Here is a 17,256-nt window from a genome sequence, read left to right on the forward strand (position 1 = left end):
CCTCAAAAGAGTGCATCCTTCCCCTCAAGGGATATATGCCTAACCCTCATGGCATATATCCAAGTCTTATAAAGGGTACACTCTAGCCTTAAAAAAAGAGTGTATCCTTCCCTTTACGAGTTTGACTCAATTTTCATCACGTCTCATTTTAATTTTAATGAACCCTCATTTTATAAATCTTTGGTCAATGGTACAAAAAGAACTTTTACAGAAGTTCTTTTGCCACCCATCTTACGGGATTCCACTTCCGGACAAAGCTTTCGAGCTTTTTTAAAATATCCGTAAAATAGAATCATAAAGGATTTTGTTTAGCCAATTAAGGGTAAATTTTGTCAAAATATAGACAAAGTTTATTCTTTTTTATGACTTTTGTATTTTTTACTATGGTCATTTAAAGTGAATTTATATATGATACGTATCGATATTTATTTCTATAAATAAATATAGGAGAAAAACTATGAATATCAGATATTTTTTTATAGCGGGGGCAATTACAAGCGGTTTAGCTCTTGCAATTCAAAAGTCTGATCGTATAGTCAATCAAGAGCCCTCTCCTATTGTTGCTCCTTATACTGTTAAAAAGACACATTTACATCTTTTTAAACAAGTAATGAGCCCATTGGATACATTGAATATACTGAGAACAGCGAATAGAACTGAATCAGAACAAGCATCAATAGATGCTATCTATGAAAAAGGAAAAAGTTTATTAAATGCCATTGCTAGTTTTTTAGTCTCAATATTGATATATTTTATGCAAATGGTTTCTGCAAAAGTATAAGATAAAAAAGTTCTTAAAATAAAGTTTTATACATTTTGTATATAACATAAAATGAAATAAAAGCCCTTTTAAAAAAGGGCTTTTGTTTTAATTTGTATTGTATTTCTATGGACCAAAAATCAGCTTCTCAAAAACAGCACTTGATTTAATCGTTCCTCCTTTTGAAGGGTTCTCAGGCTCTAGCCCTTAAGCTCTAGAGCTCATACGGCTTTAGTCAAAGATAAACCATAATTTTGCCGTTTTGCAGTCAATTCTTCTCTTCTTTCAAGAAAATGCGCGTGGGCAGTGTGGCTTGCGAAAATTCACTTTTCAGCCTCAATAAACTAAGCCTCAATAAACAAAGTACCATATTCCCTAGATTTCATACCCATATCCCCTCACCGGAAAGAAGAGTTTTTTACGCAATCAATAATGATGTTTTTTTCACTTAAGCTTAAATATTTTCTCATATCTAGCGTGCTTTTTTTCACATAAAAAACGGCTTTTCTTAAAAAAAGGAAGAGATCTTTAAAAAAACAAGAAAGGAACAAATTGACCCTCATTTGTCCGCCCCTCATCTTGAATAAGAAAACATTTTCAGCTTACTTTTTTAAAACCTGCTGTACTTTTTGATTTTTTTCAGCCCTTATATTTTGCTTTTATTGTGTATTTTACCCCTTGTATTTTTCTTGTATTGCTTTGGGGTAAAAATCTTTCAATCATGGTGCTTATACTTCTTTCAACAAGCACGCTTGTTCTTTAAAATAGGAGGGATTTTTTAACAAATGTGCCTACTAATCAATTTTTATATCCATAAATGCAGGCTCACCCTCTTTGATATAAGTAATATCAGGCGCATGTTTGACCCCCTCAGCTTCTACGATGAGAGGTTCATCACTCACAACGTATCCTTGTTCCTTTAATTCTTGTTTTTTCTCCTCGACTATTTTTTGATGAAAATCTCGTTTTTTATTGCACGCATTCGGATCTCTCATTCTGAAAAGTTGATAATCTTCCACGTCTATGGCGCAGATCTTTGCCACCTGTTCCAGCAAATCGTAACTAAAATTTCCTACCCTTTTCACCTCTTGAGCCATCACCATTGCGCGTTCCAGATGGATTTTTTCAATGGTTTCATCAAAACCAAGCTTCTCACCTCGCGAAAAACTTGCATCATAAGAACCTAAAGTCTCAACATCCCCCAGCAAGGCAAGAGCACCAAGATGCAACAGCGCATAAGGAGCTGCCTCTGCTTCAACGGTTGACCATACTAAAGAGTCTCTTTCCCAAGGTGGAATACGATATTGAGAGCAAAGCATTTCATGCAAAGAATCCTCTTCCATGATCCATGCTAAAGTTTTATCAAGTTCTTTCTTTAAACGCTGCGCACTTACTTTTTCTTCAAAAATTTCCAATCCATTGGGGACAAAATTTATAAATACCGTTGGCAAAACCCCAGAATTAAGAGGATTAATGGTATAACAAGCCGCCGCAAAAATACCGCTCATCACGAGAAGTCCGCGATCAAAGGGTGAAAATTCTTCTATGTGTTTCTCGTTATAGAGAAACTGCACTTCGCGATCAGGCAAAAAGAGCGCAAAAAGAGCATTGCCACATGATCACCTTTTCTCATCAATTCTACAGACCACCCCAAGCTTTTTAACAGCGCTGTTGCACTTTCCATGGTGAGAATTTCATCATCATCGATCAAGAACTCTTTTCCCTCTTGTTGCAAACGCCTCTCCAGCACCACAGCTTCGTCTTTCCAAAACTGCTGTGTTGCCAGATCATTTTCTTTCAGTACGCGTTCCAGCGCGCCTTTCACTTTGAAATTCATTTTCATCCGTTTGAAGACAGAAATATAAAGAGCCAAAACCAGCATGATAATGACCATGAAAACAACAATCATCACCCAGAACTCAGGATCCAAGAGACGTACGACGATAGGATTACTGTTCATTTTTCCCTCTCATTCTTGGCTAAAGCCCCCTCTTATTCTTGGCTAAAGCCTATGCGAGAGAGAGTTTATGAGCTCTCGTACAGAGAATGCTTCTTCTAATTTTTGAATATTTTCTTGCAATTGCCCCGTCACGCTGCGACGAATCCGGAACATCACCGGAATAAAAAGAATGGCACAGCCCATAATGAAGTTCGTCGCCTTAAAGATCACGAGATGCACCGCATATTGCCACCCTGTCAGCTGCCAATTTAAGACATCTGGTGTTTCTAGAATCATTCTCCAAAGGATAATGAGAACAGCAAGAGCGAAGATAACTTTATAATCCCTTGGTGAGAGCAACGCTTGCTGGAACGCAAAAGAATGGGTACTTTTATGCGTTTCTTTCTCTGATTTCCAATTTTGCTCTTTCATTTATTCCCTCTCACTCTTTAACAAAGCCCCCCTCTTATTCTTTGCTAAAGCCTATGCGAGAGAGAGTTTATGAGCTCTCATACACAAGAGCGCTTCTTCTCATTTCTGGATTTTTTTGCAACTGAGGCATGCAGGTAAAATCCAGACTCAAAAAAAGAGCACAGGCGGTTCATGGCTTGCCTCATGTATAAAATCATAAAAAATAATAATATAAAAATAATAATATTTGTGGGATCTTTCCCCGCTTTCCTTCCTCAAACAGTGAAGATTTTCAACCCGCGCCAATCTTTAAAACACATAAGTTCCAATCCGCGCTTTTTCTTTCCCCAAAAGCTCCCCTTTTGTCAAGAAAATTTCCGAGCTCTCACGCTATAAAATTCATCTCAAAACCTCTATAAACAAGGCGCTGAAGAATAAGGAACCAGCCCTTAAAGACCGCAATCGCCTACTCAAAACGGCTCTTTTACCGATCCTCTCCACTCAAATGATGAAATAAGCCCAAAGCTTCCATTCTAAGCTCCACACACACCTCTCACCCCACACAGCCCTTACTCCCACACAGCCCTTACTCCCACACAGCCCTTACTCAATGACCGTCTACAATTTGCGCTTTTTTCCCAAAAAAATGCCATTCACCCTCCCCATTCCTTTAGAGCAATGTTATGAGAGCAATGTTATTAAAGCAATGTTGTATGGCCGCCCCTCAAGCCCCTCTCAAAACTTTAAAGGTAAAATGTTATCGAGAGCACTCCCCATCAATCTTCAATTTCTCAGCATTTTCTCAAAAAAATTTCCCTTCGCTCATGATTTTTCAAAGGCTGAATCCTGTTCTTTCAACAGGCTTTTTAGTTCTTTTTTTAAAAAGCCATATCTTCTCGCCAACTTAAAGACACCGTAATAAAGTTGCAAAATCATCATGGGAACAATTGCAAACCAAATTGTCACGAATATAAGTACAAGACCCAATATTGTCACAAGAAGCTCGTCCATTTTTACGCTCACACCCTTTTTATCGCGCTGTTTTTGCTGAGGGGTTATTTTCCCCCGTTGCTCATTTATTTTGTTCAATATGCGCGCCTTTTTAAGCAACAAACACCACAATATGATGTAGAGGATCACCATAACGGGGATCAAAACCACAACACCCACACCAATAACTGTCCAGAGCGCACATACAGTGTGAAAAAGAGAACTAGCCTGCTCCCCTGTCAATGGTTTTTGGGACTCTAACAAGGGTAGAAAGAAGATTCTGTTTCTAAAGCTCAATCATGAGTGAGAGGAGACTCATGACAAAATACTCTCGCACAGAAGAAAACTCTTTCTCAAAAAAATTGAGCAGTTCGTTATAAAATACTGATTTTTTCCCCTTCATTTGCTCTTCCCTTTATTATATAAGCGCATTTCTTTTTCACGCCCCCTCTTTTAAGCCCCCCCTCTTTTAAGCCCCATGATAAAGTGCAACACATGGTTTTTCTCTCCATGGCTCTTTTCTTATTTTCGAATCAATCTCCCAGAGATTTTAAAAAAACGCTCTTTTTTTAAAAACGCTCTTACCCTCCAAATGACGTTAAGAGCATTTTCCTCCTCACAAACGACATGGGCGTCATCACCCTCTCTGATGATTCTTCACCCCTCTCCTCTTCTTATGTCACGCGTTGTATCACGAGAATGGCTGAACATGGCTTCTTCCCCCTCAAGATAATGGTGAGAGCCCTTGGCTCTTGACATGTTTTAATTCGCGTTTCACGTTACAATACAATCTCACGCGCTTAAAGAAAAAAGAATAGAATTCCAAAATCAGCATGACAACGCCTGCCGTAAAAGACATTTCAAGCAAAATGATAAAACAAAGGAATGCGATAAAAAAACGGCTTATATTTTCTCTATCGATTTTTTCAGAATGATTTTGTTGATTGGTTGTTTGCCCCCGTTGCAAAAGTATTTCATTCAACTGCTGAATCTTTTTCTTCAACACATGCGTTAAGATGAGATAAAGCACCAAGAAAACAGGCATCAAAGCAAACACACAGACCATGATGACTTCACGCAGCACAAAGAAGGCAAAACGCGTGTTCTCTTGAGCAATAGTCAACGGCTTTTTGAATTCTAAGAATATCAAAAAAAACCACCCACACAGCGCCACGATCACAGAAATAAGAAAAATGATACTATGCTCTTTATAGGAAAGAAAGGACTCTTCAAGAGCAAAAGAGCGCGCTCCTTTACCCCCTATTAAATTTTTCCCCTTCATTTGCTCTTCCCTTATTTACAAAATTCCCTTATTGGCAAAACTCTTTTTTCTTTCTTGACACAAACCATCTCTTAAGTAAAACGCATTCTCACCCAATAGAAATCCTCAAAGAGAGCAAGATATCCTCAATCTTGCCCCCATACACGGATCCCCTCAATCTTGATAATGCCAACCATTAAAGACCGCCTCTTCACGGTTTTGTTGTAAAGAAGCACACGCCTGAACACTTCCAAACCAAGGCTTATCACCCCCATTTCATAGCTCCCCATGAATGGTATCGCAATAACACTCTGATAAATCTATAAAAATTCAGCACCTCATTCCATCACCCCCCTGCACCCCCACCACTCACCCACACACACGCACACCAGCCGCCCACAGCTCCCGATCCACCGCCACAAACCAGCCCCCCGCCCACACCCTCCCTTACAGCCCCTCCTGCACCCCCTCACACGCCCACGCCCGCACCAGCCCTTTTGAGAAGGTTCATAAAAAGCATTTTTTCTCAATCATTTCTCTCTAACCCATCTTCATGATTTTAAAGAAAGTGATTGATGCAATCTAAAAAATTCAACCTAAAAAAATGGACCATGAAAAATCTTAATGCACGCTCATTCAACGAAGGATCAATAATCGCTCAAAGGAGAGCTTTTCTACTTTTCATTGGGGGGCTTACAAACCAATAATGAAAAATATATTCAGCAATATCCATCTGAGATCGCAGCTATTTTTGAGATAGAATGTTTCAGCATAAATGAAAGTGCGAACGTTCTCTTCCACATTTTAAGGAATGTTTTTTCAACAATACTTGGTTTATTGATTCCATGACCATGGAATACAATCACAATTGCTCTTTATGACAGCATAAGGGATATTGAGCATTCTTACTGATAAACCTTAAGCCTTGCCGTGAGACCTTTCAGGGAAAAAATCCTCTTGAAGAGAGCAATATTTTGTGGTCTGCGCATCACCTCTCATGAATAACAACGAACCAGTTATTTAGCGGATTGCTTTGTAAAACAGAGGACCCCACTTCATTGGATTGAATGACAAAGCACCCCCTCTTGCCTGAATGTCGATCCCAATCATCATCAAAGTGAGGCTCATTCAAGTGCTGTGGTCGGCTTGTTTGTAAAAACCATTGCAGTGGTGCGAGGGATCTCAAATGCCCTTTTTTAAGGCTCATAGTTGTGTGTTTAAAAAAATACGCTTGATTCTTGCGCTTATAATGCCTTTTGAAATAAACCCGTTGTGCTTATCTCTCATGAGAGTGCACCCCCCCCAAATGCGCACCACCATCTGCACATTGATAGCAGGTCCGTGCGTTCACTTTATGGATGACGCGCGATGACAAATAACCTCTTTTAGACAAGGATTTTTCTTTAGAGGGTAAAGGTTTTCCTTGGCAAGTTTATAAGGAAAGAGATACAAACACAGAGATACAAACACGTTGTAAACAACTTTCTGATGAAATGTGTACAGTTTTAAAGCAACGCATTTAAAGCAAAAGGGGGAGACATGAAAAAAGAAGATACGCAATATCGTTATTTAGTCGTAGGGGGCACAGAAATGCTTTCTCCTTTTTGTCAATCTCTTAAGCCAAAAGAAGCCATTATCGCCGCACGCTTTCTTTCCCCCAAAGTTCAGCTTGAGGCATTACAAAAACAGCAGTTGTGTATCCCGTTGGATTATGATTATGCACCATCACGAACACAATTTTTAGAAGCCGTGAAGCAATGGCATGGTTTAAAATATTGCATATTATGGATTCATTCATCCGCCTTTGCCTTTTCTTGCGCGTTAATTGAACAGTTAGCGCTTTTGCCTAAACCACCGTGTATTCTTCATGTTTTTGGTTCCAACCTTCATGATCAAATGATCACTGAGTGCGCACGCAAAAATAAGGTTGATTTCATCTCTATTCAATTAGGACAAAAGAAAACATCCAAAGGTTCACGCTGGCTGACCCATCAGGAGATAAGTCAACAGATCCTCGATGTCATAAAAAATCATCTGAAGAAACAAAACTTGTAATTCAATCCCTCCTTTTGCTTTTCTTGAACAAGCAAGCGCCCTCCAAACGCTGTGCTGCGAACTTTCTCTTAAACGACACTCTCTCAAAATCATGGGCATTGAGAATAAACACGTCTCCATAGCAATCTTGAGAAGACAATAAAGTCGATAGTTTTAAAAGCCAAATCTTTCAATAAAGTGGTACAAAACACCTCCCCGCACCCTTCTAAAACCCCATCTTCCCAAAAAACTTTCCCCAACTCCTCCCACCAATTCAACCCTTCCCCTGTGCTTTTCCGGCACCTCCATTTACCCCCCCCTACTCCTCCATTCATGCCTTCTTCACCCAATCATCCCCAATCCCTCATACTCTTGATAAAAGCCCCTTGTACTTACAGTTCCACGCTTTTACGATTGTACTCATTCACAGAAAACCGTAGAGAGCCAATACCATCTCAAACCTATTAGCCAATTAATTGGTATCAGCCCCCCTTTCAAACAAAAGTAAATGTAATATGAAAGAAACAATGGTGTGCATCATCCCCTATGCCCCCTCAAGACCATGAAGCAAGGGCATGATCTAAAAGGATTCCTCTACGTCATTAAGAACTACACGCGCTTTTTCAGCGCTGAATCTCATGATCCTGTGACCTTATGGTAAAAAAACATTTGATAAAAGAAGCAGAGAACACCACACGTGTTTCTCATCTTCCTTAGCCTTTCAGTGCCCCCACACCTTCCTCAAACCACATGCTCCACATAACAGCTTTCCCAGCCCTCAAATCCCCAGCAATTCAACCTTTCCCCCATTCTCCAAACAAAACTTTTCCTAATTTCCCCATACCAATTCCACCTTTCTTCTGTACTTTTCCAGCCTCTCCATTGGCTCCTACACCTCCATTCACGCCCTCTTCACCCAATCATCCCCAATTGCTCATACTCTTGATAAAAGCCCCTTATGCTTACAGTTCCACGTTTTTACGATTTTTCTTATTTACAGAAAACCGTAGAAAGCCAATACCATCTCAAACCTATTAGCCAATTGATTGGTATCAGCCCCCTTCACACAAAAGTAAAAGTAAAAGCAAAAGCAAAAGCAAATGTAAAATGAAAGAAACAACGGTGTGCATCATAGCCTCTATGCCCCCTCAAGACCATGAAGCAAGGGCACGATCTAAAAGGATTCCTCTACGTCATTGAGAACTACAGGCGCTTTTTCAGCGCTGCATTTAATTGCCGTGTAACCTTATAATAGGATATCAAACGTTTGATAAAAGAAATATACAGTGCCACAATGGGGACCATTAAGAACAAATCCAAAAGCCCCCCCAGCAGAGTCATAAAAGCGATCGTATAAGCCGCCGCCATCTCATTATGCATTTTCACCTCTTCCCTTTATAAATTAATTGCCTCTTCCCTTTATAAATTAATTGATTGGGGGGGCTTTAGTCACTTCTTCCAATTGCTGAATCTTCTTTTTTAGCCGAGAGGTTAAAATTTCACGAAGGATTATAATAACAGGAACCGTTGCAAAAATACATGCCGAGCAAACAACAAAGTAAAAAAAGAAAATAATCATAGAGATAAATCTCTCCTCATCATTCAAAAAATTTACCTCTGTATAGAAAGTCACATAGACATAAACTTTGAAAACCATAACGATAAAAGAGAGGCACGCGTGGATAACATAATCTTTATTGGAAAAAGAGAACCATTTTTTAAACGCATGAGAACTTATTTCTGTGTTCGGTGCTAAATTTTGCTGCACGATCTCTTTAAGGCTTTTTTTAGAGAAACAAAAACGCTGCGGCTGTTCTTTCATCAAACGTCTTTGTTCTTTTACTCTGAAATAGAGCCTCAAACGCTTGATTAAAGAATAATAAGGCACCATAATCATCATCATGACAAAAAGAGCAAAGACCGTCACAGCCTCGAGAAGAAAACAACCAAATGGCAGAAAAAAAATAAAAAGGACAATAATCTCCCTCTTCATGGCGATCATCTCATCAATCGATCTTTGACAGCTTTGTTTCTTCTTTCAGCTTTTGCCTTATTTTTTTCCAATTTGCGCTCTTTAACGCGACGAATCCCCCAAAGGATTGGAAGAGGCGTGAGAAGACAAAACCAAATCAACACCGGTAAGAGAAAAATAAGAGACCCGATTCCCTTCCATCTTGTCCACTGCTCTGGCTCTATCAGAGCTTTTGCACCCGCAGGAACTTCTAAAGCCATCATGATAAGGCCCGTATAAAACATTGTGTAAAACATTGTGTAAAAGGAGCGCCCGATCATTTGATCCCTTTCCCCCCCCTTACAGCCCGCCACTAAAGAGAGCATAAATTTTTTGCATGAAAAGAAAGACTCTCCCAATATTGCGTTTTTCTCCTGCATTGATCCCCTCTGTTTTTCTCATTCTTATACGCTATTTTAAGATTTGAGTTTTATGTGATTTATCTAAATTCTTTATTCTTCTCAATAATTTTTTTATCAATCTTAAATTTTACATCCATATATTCTACTTCTCCATCCTTCATGTAAAGAATATGGGGACGCGCTTTTTTCCCATCAACCTCACAAATCGTGTCCTTTTCGTATACTATATATCCCTGTTGCCTTAATTCTTCTCTTTTTTCCTCGAGCAAATTTTCGTAACCAGAGCGTCTTCTATTGCAAAAATTTGGATCTTTGATCCTAAAATAGTCATAACTCTCCACCTCCATAGAAAAACTCTTTGCCGTCTGTTGAAGCAGATCATAACTGGGCTGTTTTGTCTCTTCTACCGCCTTAGCAATCGCTATCGCGCGTTCCAGATGCTCTTCTTGAATGCTTGTCTCAAAGCCCAATCTCTCACCTTTCATAAAGCTTTTGTGATAGGAGTCTAAAGTTTCAACATCCCCTATCAAAGCGAGAGCCGCAAGATAACGCAGCGAATAAGATGAAAACTTAAGGTCCACAACTTTGTGTTCCCACGGAAGAATGTGATATTGAGAACGGAGCATGTTGCCAAGATCAACCTCGGCCATAGCCTTTTCTAAAGCTTTCTCAAGCGCATGGCGTAAACACCCCGCACTGATCTTTTCTTCAAAAATTTCCAATCCCTTCAGATCAAAACTCAATTCGAGAGAAATCAAGCTTCCAGAATTATAAGGATCGATCGTTTGGCAAGCCGCCGCATGGATACCAGAAACCACCGCAATGGCACAATCAAATTGCGGATACCCCTTCTCAGCATTATAAAGAAACTGCACTTCACGATCTGGTAAAAAGAAGGTTGCCAAATGATCCCCTTTTCCTTCAATTTCTATCCTTCCCCCCAAACTCTTTAAAAGCGCCGTTGCACTTTCCATCGTGAGAATTTCCTCATCAGCAAGAGAAAAATCCTTGTATTCTTTTTCCTCAAATGATGGCTTCATCATCGGTATTTCTCCACTCAGCGGTTCAAAAGAGACCGGTTGTTTAAGCACATATCTTAATTCTTTCCTCACTTGGCAATATAATCTCACCCGCTTAAAAGCAGAATAATACAATGCCCAAATAAACATCATGACCACAGCAGAAATCAGTGTAAAAAGCGTCACGCCCACACCCCATGAAAATAGGACAACGATATCGATACCTCTCATTTTGCTCTCCCCTTCACGCACTCGTTTGCCGATATGTCGCCGCTATCCGCTTCCAGATTACCTGCTCTAACTGAGCAATCTTTTTTTTCAACAAATAGGTAAAAGTGATACGGACGACAAAAGCAACAGGGATCAATATAAAAACTAAATCTAATATAAACAGCATGATAAGCAAGAGAATAGCCGCAACACTACCTTCCCACTCTGTCAACTTCACCTCAAGCAATGCTGGTAAAAAGAGAGCCGTTCTCAAAGCTGAAAGAGTGAAAGTCATGCAAAAGATGACTTTATAATTTTTGCGTGTCAAAAACGCTTCTTCCAACGAAAAAACCCGTGGGTTTCCATCCAATGCTGCATTTTTTTCATGGTGCCTCATTTTTTATCCCTCATTTGTCTAAAATTTGTCTAAAATTTTAAAGCTATTTTCATGAAACGACGCTTTTATCCTTACAATGAATTCAATTTAGTACGATCAACCGCTTTGAGATCAACCACTCATTTTTTCCCTTGATCAAACATCACGCCCATAAAAGTACTCCTAGAAAGCATGAAAAGATAGAAAGATTTGTGTATTCATTTTGCCCTCCTCTTCACGCATTTACTTTATTAAGAAGGAATTTTTCTCCGCTTGACCAATAACTTTCTCTAACTGAGCAATCTTTTTTTTCAACAAATGCGTAAAAATAACACGGACGACAAAAGCAACAGGGATCAATAAAAAAAGAAGCACGGATAGAACAAACAATATTAATATGAGAATGAAAAGACTATAATTCCACCAATCTGTCAAATCCCACTTAAATAACAGTACAAGTACCCCTTTAAAAGCCTCAAGAATAAAAGCAAAGCAAAAGATAATTTTATAATTTTTGCGTGTCAGCAACATTTCTTCTAAAGAAAAAGACCGCAATTCCTGATCTGATAATTCCTGATCTGATCTTGAATTTCTCCCCCTATCTGATCTTAAATTCCCCCCATTATGTCTCATTTTTTACCCTCATTTATCTAAAATTTTAAGCTATTTGCATAAAGCGAAACTTTATTCCTGATAATGAATACAATTCATCACCATGAATGGCTTTGAGATCAATTACACTTGTCTTTATCTTATCTTTTCTCATCTTTTATGAAAACAATAGGAGGAAAGCATTTTTTCTTTTAACTTCAAAGGCATATTTTCTCTGCGCATCATATATCTTTCTTTTCTCTTATTTCCTCGTTGTCTAAATACCTATTTTGTCTCCTCAACCCACTTTTTTATAAAAGCCATCTCTCTATTGCAGAATTGTACACTTTCTCCTTCACGCTTGCAGATTTTTTCAGTCTCTGGTTCTAAAGTTCTTAAGTGGTATTTTTTTCCAAGAGAAGTACTTTTTACAAGAAAAGCAAAACAGTTCAAGAAAATCAGCCGTGCGTTGCTTTGTCTTGAGAACAGCTTGGAGTCCACCAAGCGATCACCAAAGCCTACCCTTAAACCATCACCAAAGCGTGGTGGAAATGGATTTTATGCTTGTCTTAAAGCCTCTAAAAGCTCATAAAAGCTTTTGTACTCAAAGGATCTCACCACCGCCCCTTAAAGCGCGAAAGCCCCAAGATGCTAGAAAAAGAGCAGAATGCTTTATTTTCTTCTTTTCCTTCACTTTTCCCCCTCGATTTTATGAGAGAGTTCATGATAGATGATCATCGGTGTTTTTTTCTGCTCAACCTCTTCTTCCAATTGCCCTATCATTTTCTTCAACTGATGGGTAACGATAAAAAGCATTATAAAAACAATGGGTAAGAATAAAAAAGCACCGGCAAATACCCATACCAATGGCTCTAAGACACTCATAGAAAAAAAGTCCTTCCTTCTCCATACCTTCACGATAACCATTATAATTGTCGGAAGTGTCACCATGACGGTCGAAAGAGTGAATATTTTTTTATAGTCGGTCCAAACAAGCGAAAGCTTTTTCTGATCAAACAGGCTGCTGTTTTTCATTTTTTCATTTTTTCACTTTTTCACTTTTGAGCGATCTGTTGTAAGGCGCTATCACGTTCATTGAGCACACATTTTAGCTCTTTTTTCACACGACAATAGAGCCGCGCACGCTTGATAAACAGATAATAAATGACAACAATGGGCACCCATATTAAAGCATTTAAGAGCGTAAATAACAGAATAGAACAGACTGCTAATGTTATAAGACTACTGGTCATTTTGTTCCCCCTTGCTCTTTTTCACTTTGCGCATTCTGCACACGAATTGCCTGATCGCGCTGTTCTATGGCTTCGTCCAATTTTAGAAGCGTTTCTCTTAATTTTCTGGTTAATTTTATACCCATGACCCCAATGATGGGAACAACGAGCAGAGTTCCTACCCATATAGGGGTCCAGATCAGCATGATAAAGGCAACACGATCACTCTTCCACCATACGAAATTCGTGGTAGAGACAGTAAGTTCTAGAAGAAAAATAAGAATAAGGATAGAAAAGATTATTTTACATTCTTTTGCATAAAGAGGCAGAGATTCTTTGAAATTAAGCAAGCGCATTTTTTCCTCAAGGGTCTTATGCGTGAGATTCTGTCTTTTCATTTCTTCCCAGTCATTACACAAGCGTTGTATGGCTTGCTTTTGTTGCGTCGTATTCTTTTTCAATTCTCGAGCAAGTTTAAAGGACACCCTCATGTGCTTGATCAACCGGTAAGGAAACCTAACAAAGACCATAAATATTAAAATGACAATAATGAGGCCCCCTAAAAGAACCAAATATTTTATCATAACGTTCCCCTTTTTTCTCTATCGCCTTTTTTCTTTATCGCCTTGAGATGGAAATCATTATTTCCATTCTCTGCTCAAGCAAATGTTTCTAATTTCTTGACTGTTTTTTCCACGCCCCACTGAAGGAGACTATAGAGAATTAAAATGATAGGCAAAGCCACCACAATACACGACCAGACCCAAAACAGCAGCCCCATGACAAAGTCAATAACGTAAAGCAGTATAGGCGTATGATTGTGCAAACAAATCGCAGATTTTGGCAGAAAGGCTGCAAAAACGATAAAACCAACGAAAAGCACCAACATAACGAAAATGATCGAAAAGAGTATTCGAGACTCTTCTCTTGAAAGTTCCAAAGATTCTTTAAAAGAAAGAGCACTCAATTGTGTCGCAAGGGCTGTCTGTCCCCTTCTCTCTGTCTGATCATGCCTCAAATTCTGCGCTGGACTCTTGTTTAATTTCCATCGCATTTTCAATAACAAGATTGTCCGTTTTATCAAAGAATAATAAAGTGCCAAAACGATCTTCGCGGTAGAAAAGAGTACCAAGAAACATGCACCACAAATAAAGATTGTTGTCCCAGCGCCAATCAACCATCCAATGATGAAAGAAGCGTTCACATGTTCCCCCTATAATCTTGTGTCGAGAGATTGGTTGTCTAAAGGTTGCTGCTCTGACACTGTTTCCCACAGCTGCATCATTTCCTTCACGTCCCGTTTAAAAATGGCGAGGAGAATAAAAAAGAGTGGAAAAAAAATAACAAGAGAACTCAAAATTATTGACGGTATAAAACATAAAAAAGCCCAAACACCCTTCCACCCCGCATCACGCAGATTTTCAATGATAGGATTTTTAAAAGAGTTTTGAGTCATTTCTTGAAAACTTTGGGACTCCATTGCTTGAAGCTGTTCTTTAGAAATGTCAAAAAATTCCCAAGGCTTCATAGAGAGAGAAGTGACAAAAAGCACCAATAAGAGGATAGCCAAGCAACAAATGATGACATAATCTTTTGTGGAGAGAACCATGCCCTTTTTAAAAGCTGCTGACTGTTCTAACACGGACTGTGAGATAAAAGCTGTCCCCTCACGGGCAGGTTTCTGTTGTGATTGATCTCTCATCATATGGATCACCCCCATATCTAAAATACTCACGCTTCAATATTTGATAACACACGAAACAGCGTGATGGAGCTCTCTAGCACTCTTCTCATCATGACGCAAGCGCTAATACTTTCTTTTAAACTTTTTTACTTTCTTTTTAAAACGCCTTGAATACGGGACAACAATACACTTTCTCTCAATGCTTATAAGCCCAAATACCCCGACAACATCTTTCAAATTTCTTCAATTAAAAAGCCCTTCTTTTAACATTAACAAGAAAAGTTTTGTCTCTCACAAGTCCCCAGCTTTATACCCCAAGTTTTATAAACGCCCCTTTTCTTTTTAAAAACCACATTTCTCTTAAATATCGCTTTTCTCTTAAATATCGCTTTTCTCTGGCGATCTTCAGTTTTTTGGATAGGGCATCACCCCCCTTTAAACGACAGGACCCCTTCTTATGCCCAGACTCAAAGGAGCAAAAGAAAACTTATAGCCTCTATAAAGGAGATAAAAAGAACATCACCAAACCCAGTCGCTTGATTCTTGAGCATTTATTTTAAACCGATAAATAATTATTTTATTTGAAAGTATAGGACATCTTATGTTATAATAACGTACATGAATAAATCTGTTTTACAAGCGTTCTCTCCCCCTTCGTTATCCGAAAAATATCCTCTATAAAGGATTATATCGATAAAGAACCCTATAAAGAGCAAAACCCTAAGAGCAAATGAATGCCTTTATCATAAGGAGATAATTGAAAAGTTTTCGCAAAGTGCTCATCAAGAAAAAAGCCCAATCAGCCCAAAGAATCCCCCAATAATTTTATGAGAAGAAATAAAGCCTTATGAGATAAGGACTGTATGAGAAAAATTAAGGGAGAAAGCCTCGTGGAATTTTATTTTTTCACTCACATATGACTTTTCATTCACATATGAGAAAAATTTTTCACTTTTTTCTCGAGCCGTTGAGAAATCTGTAGAAAGCAAATCATCTGCGATCTCTGCTAAAAAGATAAGCATGATGGGGGTGGAATAAAAATGATAGAAAATATCTTAAAGATGATTTTTGCTACCCCATAACATTACTTCTACACTTAAAGACTTCCGTCTCCTTTGCGCTACAATGGCTTATATTTCCTCAGTATTTTCTTCCTCCATTATTTTCTTCAAGTGCTTTTTACAATCCCTGTCCCCCACCAACAGACAGTTTTTTCATTCAAATGGTAAATTCATGAAAATAGGTAAAAAACGCGGTAGACCGAAAATAACAGGTAAACTCAGAGAACCCAATGGCCGTATTTCACGCGCCAAAGGCCTTCGAAAATCGGCCTCTCAATCAGCGCTCCAATCAGCCATTGAAATGCGTGCGAAACACTTTGGTTTAAGCTTACAAGAAGCCAAAAATCCGCTTGTGGGCACCTATATTGGGCGTCTTTGTTTGCTTGGCTATAAAGGGGATTCATCCGGCATCAGTCAAGAGCAATATGACACGGCGCAACAATATTTACAAACCAGAAACGACTATTTATGTGCCAAAGGTTTACCAAACGGCTATTATGACGGCTTTAAGCATAACGCCTCTGATGAGAAAGCAAAAAATCAATGGGTTGAAAAAGCAACGCAACGCTATGAAGCGATGCAAGAAGTGATTAAAGAAGCACAAAATCTGCATCGTCAACACAACTTTCATGCGGCCTTACAATATCTTGTGAGTGAAGATCAGCCCCTACCAACGTTTGTTGACTCACTACGCCTTATTCTTGATGCCCTTTATAAACATTTTGACTGTTCTAGCCAAAAGAACATTCACTAAGAAACACCCTTCATTTCCCCCCCTCACAAAGGCTAAAGCATCTAAAAACCCACGCCCGTTAAAAAAATAAACCTCAATTGCACGTGAAAACAACAGGGCTTTCCCTTGTTAATAGGAGTTGCGAGCTTAAAGCACAACAAACCCGTCTAGAGCCCCCACACCTTAAAAAAAACACATCACAATTGATCTTTAAGAAACAGACGCCCTCAAAGGGCAGTGTTTTACGAGCAACCCGTCCCTCTCTTCAAAAAACCTCTCTGTTGTAAAAAGCCGTATCAAAAAAACTTCCCCATATAAGGCAATATATTTTCCAACCCCCAAATACAACCCCCAGAAACAACTAATGAGTGCGCTTTTTTCGTATAGCTTTATTTCCAGGATAAAAAAGGAAAAATCATTGTTTTTTGTTGACAGAAGATGAAAAATCGTATTTAATGACAGATGCGGTAAAAGGGTTTTTGTGTCTAAATTTCATCACTAAATCACCGTTAAATCCACTAAATCACCATTAAATTTTTGTGTTGTGAGAGGCTGTTAATGAAATTTGTTATAAAACAGTAT

The 17,256-nt window shown here is 38.8% G+C and carries 22 protein-coding genes; 4 read left to right on the forward strand and 18 right to left on the reverse strand.

Annotation, left to right across the window (positions count from 1 at the left end; genetic code table 11):
* The first annotated feature begins 457 nt into the window (after nucleotides 1-457).
* Nucleotides 458-781, forward strand: coding sequence for a hypothetical protein (locus PVV59_RS07605; RefSeq protein WP_273755541.1), 324 nt, complete (start codon nucleotides 458-460; stop codon nucleotides 779-781).
* A gap of 773 nt (nucleotides 782-1,554) precedes the next feature.
* Here the strand turns inward: PVV59_RS07605 and PVV59_RS07610 are convergent.
* The 6 genes from PVV59_RS07610 to PVV59_RS07635 all read right to left on the reverse strand — a co-directional run bounded on the left by PVV59_RS07610 (nucleotide 1,555) and on the right by PVV59_RS07635 (nucleotide 5,636).
* A complete protein-coding gene (locus PVV59_RS07610; RefSeq protein WP_273755542.1) occupies nucleotides 1,555-2,349 on the reverse strand; it encodes a DUF6990 domain-containing protein in 795 nt (264 codons plus the stop codon).
* A complete protein-coding gene (locus tag PVV59_RS07615; protein WP_273755543.1) occupies nucleotides 2,304-2,720 on the reverse strand; it encodes a hypothetical protein in 417 nt (138 codons plus the stop codon). Before PVV59_RS07615 ends, PVV59_RS07610 begins: the two co-directional genes overlap by 46 nt.
* Nucleotides 2,721-2,762: 42 nt before the next feature.
* Nucleotides 2,763-3,131 (reverse strand): hypothetical protein, encoded by a 369-nt coding sequence (locus tag PVV59_RS07620; RefSeq protein WP_273755544.1) that lies wholly within the window; start codon nucleotides 3,129-3,131, stop codon nucleotides 2,763-2,765.
* Nucleotides 3,132-3,932: 801 nt separating this feature from the next.
* Nucleotides 3,933-4,199, reverse strand: coding sequence for a hypothetical protein (locus PVV59_RS07625; protein WP_273755545.1), 267 nt, complete (start codon nucleotides 4,197-4,199; stop codon nucleotides 3,933-3,935).
* A 625-nt stretch (nucleotides 4,200-4,824) separates the two neighbouring features.
* Complete coding sequence (locus tag PVV59_RS07630; RefSeq protein ID WP_273755546.1) at nucleotides 4,825-5,382, reverse strand: hypothetical protein; 558 nt, start codon at nucleotides 5,380-5,382, stop codon at nucleotides 4,825-4,827.
* A 125-nt stretch (nucleotides 5,383-5,507) separates the two neighbouring features.
* Nucleotides 5,508-5,636: a hypothetical protein gene (locus tag PVV59_RS07635; RefSeq protein WP_273755547.1), complete on the reverse strand. Its 129-nt coding sequence runs from the start codon at nucleotides 5,634-5,636 to the stop codon at nucleotides 5,508-5,510.
* A gap of 1,264 nt (nucleotides 5,637-6,900) precedes the next feature.
* Between PVV59_RS07635 and PVV59_RS07640 the strand changes: the two genes are divergently transcribed.
* Nucleotides 6,901-7,416, forward strand: coding sequence for a short-chain dehydrogenase (locus PVV59_RS07640; RefSeq protein WP_273755548.1), 516 nt, complete (start codon nucleotides 6,901-6,903; stop codon nucleotides 7,414-7,416).
* A 773-nt stretch (nucleotides 7,417-8,189) separates the two neighbouring features.
* Here the strand turns inward: PVV59_RS07640 and PVV59_RS07645 are convergent.
* Nucleotides 8,190-8,315, reverse strand: coding sequence for a hypothetical protein (locus tag PVV59_RS07645; RefSeq protein WP_273755549.1), 126 nt, complete (start codon nucleotides 8,313-8,315; stop codon nucleotides 8,190-8,192).
* Nucleotides 8,316-8,353: 38 nt separating this feature from the next.
* On the opposite strand from PVV59_RS07645, the gene PVV59_RS07650 reads away from it, so the two are divergent.
* A complete protein-coding gene (locus PVV59_RS07650; protein WP_273755550.1) occupies nucleotides 8,354-8,506 on the forward strand; it encodes a hypothetical protein in 153 nt (50 codons plus the stop codon).
* 92 nt (nucleotides 8,507-8,598) lie between these two features.
* On the opposite strand, the gene PVV59_RS07655 is transcribed toward PVV59_RS07650, so the two are convergent.
* The 11 genes from PVV59_RS07655 to PVV59_RS07705 all read right to left on the reverse strand — a co-directional run bounded on the left by PVV59_RS07655 (nucleotide 8,599) and on the right by PVV59_RS07705 (nucleotide 14,901).
* On the reverse strand, nucleotides 8,599-8,775 hold the full coding sequence (locus tag PVV59_RS07655) for a hypothetical protein (protein WP_273755551.1): 177 nt from the start codon (nucleotides 8,773-8,775) through the stop codon (nucleotides 8,599-8,601).
* 46 nt (nucleotides 8,776-8,821) lie between these two features.
* Entirely contained in the window at nucleotides 8,822-9,388 is a 567-nt protein-coding gene (locus PVV59_RS07660; protein WP_273755552.1) for a hypothetical protein, read from the reverse strand.
* Nucleotides 9,389-9,393: 5 nt separating this feature from the next.
* Complete coding sequence (locus PVV59_RS07665; protein WP_273755553.1) at nucleotides 9,394-9,687, reverse strand: hypothetical protein; 294 nt, start codon at nucleotides 9,685-9,687, stop codon at nucleotides 9,394-9,396.
* Nucleotides 9,688-9,845: 158 nt separating this feature from the next.
* Entirely contained in the window at nucleotides 9,846-11,018 is a 1,173-nt protein-coding gene (locus PVV59_RS07670) for a DUF6990 domain-containing protein (protein ID WP_273755554.1), read from the reverse strand.
* 13 nt (nucleotides 11,019-11,031) lie between these two features.
* Nucleotides 11,032-11,394 (reverse strand): hypothetical protein, encoded by a 363-nt coding sequence (locus PVV59_RS07675; RefSeq protein WP_273755555.1) that lies wholly within the window; start codon nucleotides 11,392-11,394, stop codon nucleotides 11,032-11,034.
* Nucleotides 11,395-11,616: 222 nt separating this feature from the next.
* The gene (locus tag PVV59_RS07680; RefSeq protein ID WP_273755556.1) at nucleotides 11,617-12,006 is read right to left on the reverse strand and encodes a hypothetical protein; all 390 of its coding nucleotides are present in this window, start codon (nucleotides 12,004-12,006) and stop codon (nucleotides 11,617-11,619) included.
* 648 nt (nucleotides 12,007-12,654) lie between these two features.
* Complete coding sequence (locus tag PVV59_RS07685) at nucleotides 12,655-12,999, reverse strand: hypothetical protein (RefSeq protein WP_273755557.1); 345 nt, start codon at nucleotides 12,997-12,999, stop codon at nucleotides 12,655-12,657.
* 20 nt (nucleotides 13,000-13,019) lie between these two features.
* Nucleotides 13,020-13,217: a hypothetical protein gene (locus PVV59_RS07690; protein WP_273755558.1), complete on the reverse strand. Its 198-nt coding sequence runs from the start codon at nucleotides 13,215-13,217 to the stop codon at nucleotides 13,020-13,022.
* Nucleotides 13,214-13,780, reverse strand: coding sequence for a hypothetical protein (locus PVV59_RS07695; protein ID WP_273755559.1), 567 nt, complete (start codon nucleotides 13,778-13,780; stop codon nucleotides 13,214-13,216). Before PVV59_RS07695 ends, PVV59_RS07690 begins: the two co-directional genes overlap by 4 nt.
* Before the next feature lie 74 nt (nucleotides 13,781-13,854).
* Complete coding sequence (locus PVV59_RS07700; protein WP_273755560.1) at nucleotides 13,855-14,400, reverse strand: hypothetical protein; 546 nt, start codon at nucleotides 14,398-14,400, stop codon at nucleotides 13,855-13,857.
* Between the two features lie 9 nt (nucleotides 14,401-14,409).
* On the reverse strand, nucleotides 14,410-14,901 hold the full coding sequence (locus PVV59_RS07705) for a hypothetical protein (protein ID WP_273755561.1): 492 nt from the start codon (nucleotides 14,899-14,901) through the stop codon (nucleotides 14,410-14,412).
* 1,212 nt (nucleotides 14,902-16,113) lie between these two features.
* On the opposite strand from PVV59_RS07705, the gene PVV59_RS07710 reads away from it, so the two are divergent.
* Complete coding sequence (locus tag PVV59_RS07710) at nucleotides 16,114-16,695, forward strand: hypothetical protein (protein ID WP_273755562.1); 582 nt, start codon at nucleotides 16,114-16,116, stop codon at nucleotides 16,693-16,695.
* The last annotated feature ends 561 nt before the right edge of the window (nucleotides 16,696-17,256 follow it).

The sequence above is a fragment of the Bartonella sp. MM73XJBT.G genome, assembly GCF_028618435.1.
In the GTDB taxonomy this organism is placed as follows: domain Bacteria; phylum Pseudomonadota; class Alphaproteobacteria; order Rhizobiales; family Rhizobiaceae; genus Bartonella.

Excerpts from the sequence above, each read along its gene's own strand:
- PVV59_RS07605 (WP_273755541.1), top strand. The coding sequence starts at position 458 with ATGAATATCAGATATTTTTTTATAGCGGGGGCAATTACAAGCGGTTTA.
- PVV59_RS07670 (WP_273755554.1), bottom strand. The coding sequence starts at position 11,018 with ATGAGAGGTATCGATATCGTTGTCCTATTTTCATGGGGTGTGGGCGTG.
- PVV59_RS07660 (WP_273755552.1), bottom strand. The coding sequence starts at position 9,388 with ATGAAGAGGGAGATTATTGTCCTTTTTATTTTTTTTCTGCCATTTGGT.
- PVV59_RS07635 (WP_273755547.1), bottom strand. The coding sequence starts at position 5,636 with ATGGGGGTGATAAGCCTTGGTTTGGAAGTGTTCAGGCGTGTGCTTCTT.
- PVV59_RS07665 (WP_273755553.1), bottom strand. The coding sequence starts at position 9,687 with ATGATCGGGCGCTCCTTTTACACAATGTTTTACACAATGTTTTATACG.
- PVV59_RS07695 (WP_273755559.1), bottom strand. The coding sequence starts at position 13,780 with ATGATAAAATATTTGGTTCTTTTAGGGGGCCTCATTATTGTCATTTTA.
- PVV59_RS07655 (WP_273755551.1), bottom strand. The coding sequence starts at position 8,775 with ATGCATAATGAGATGGCGGCGGCTTATACGATCGCTTTTATGACTCTG.
- PVV59_RS07680 (WP_273755556.1), bottom strand. The coding sequence starts at position 12,006 with ATGAGACATAATGGGGGGAATTTAAGATCAGATAGGGGGAGAAATTCA.
- PVV59_RS07685 (WP_273755557.1), bottom strand. The coding sequence starts at position 12,999 with ATGAAAAACAGCAGCCTGTTTGATCAGAAAAAGCTTTCGCTTGTTTGG.
- PVV59_RS07640 (WP_273755548.1), top strand. The coding sequence starts at position 6,901 with ATGAAAAAAGAAGATACGCAATATCGTTATTTAGTCGTAGGGGGCACA.
- PVV59_RS07705 (WP_273755561.1), bottom strand. The coding sequence starts at position 14,901 with ATGATGAGAGATCAATCACAACAGAAACCTGCCCGTGAGGGGACAGCT.
- PVV59_RS07615 (WP_273755543.1), bottom strand. The coding sequence starts at position 2,720 with ATGAACAGTAATCCTATCGTCGTACGTCTCTTGGATCCTGAGTTCTGG.
- PVV59_RS07675 (WP_273755555.1), bottom strand. The coding sequence starts at position 11,394 with ATGAGGCACCATGAAAAAAATGCAGCATTGGATGGAAACCCACGGGTT.
- PVV59_RS07630 (WP_273755546.1), bottom strand. The coding sequence starts at position 5,382 with ATGAAGGGGAAAAATTTAATAGGGGGTAAAGGAGCGCGCTCTTTTGCT.
- PVV59_RS07620 (WP_273755544.1), bottom strand. The coding sequence starts at position 3,131 with ATGAAAGAGCAAAATTGGAAATCAGAGAAAGAAACGCATAAAAGTACC.
- PVV59_RS07650 (WP_273755550.1), top strand. The coding sequence starts at position 8,354 with ATGCTTACAGTTCCACGTTTTTACGATTTTTCTTATTTACAGAAAACC.
- PVV59_RS07710 (WP_273755562.1), top strand. The coding sequence starts at position 16,114 with ATGAAAATAGGTAAAAAACGCGGTAGACCGAAAATAACAGGTAAACTC.
- PVV59_RS07690 (WP_273755558.1), bottom strand. The coding sequence starts at position 13,217 with ATGACCAGTAGTCTTATAACATTAGCAGTCTGTTCTATTCTGTTATTT.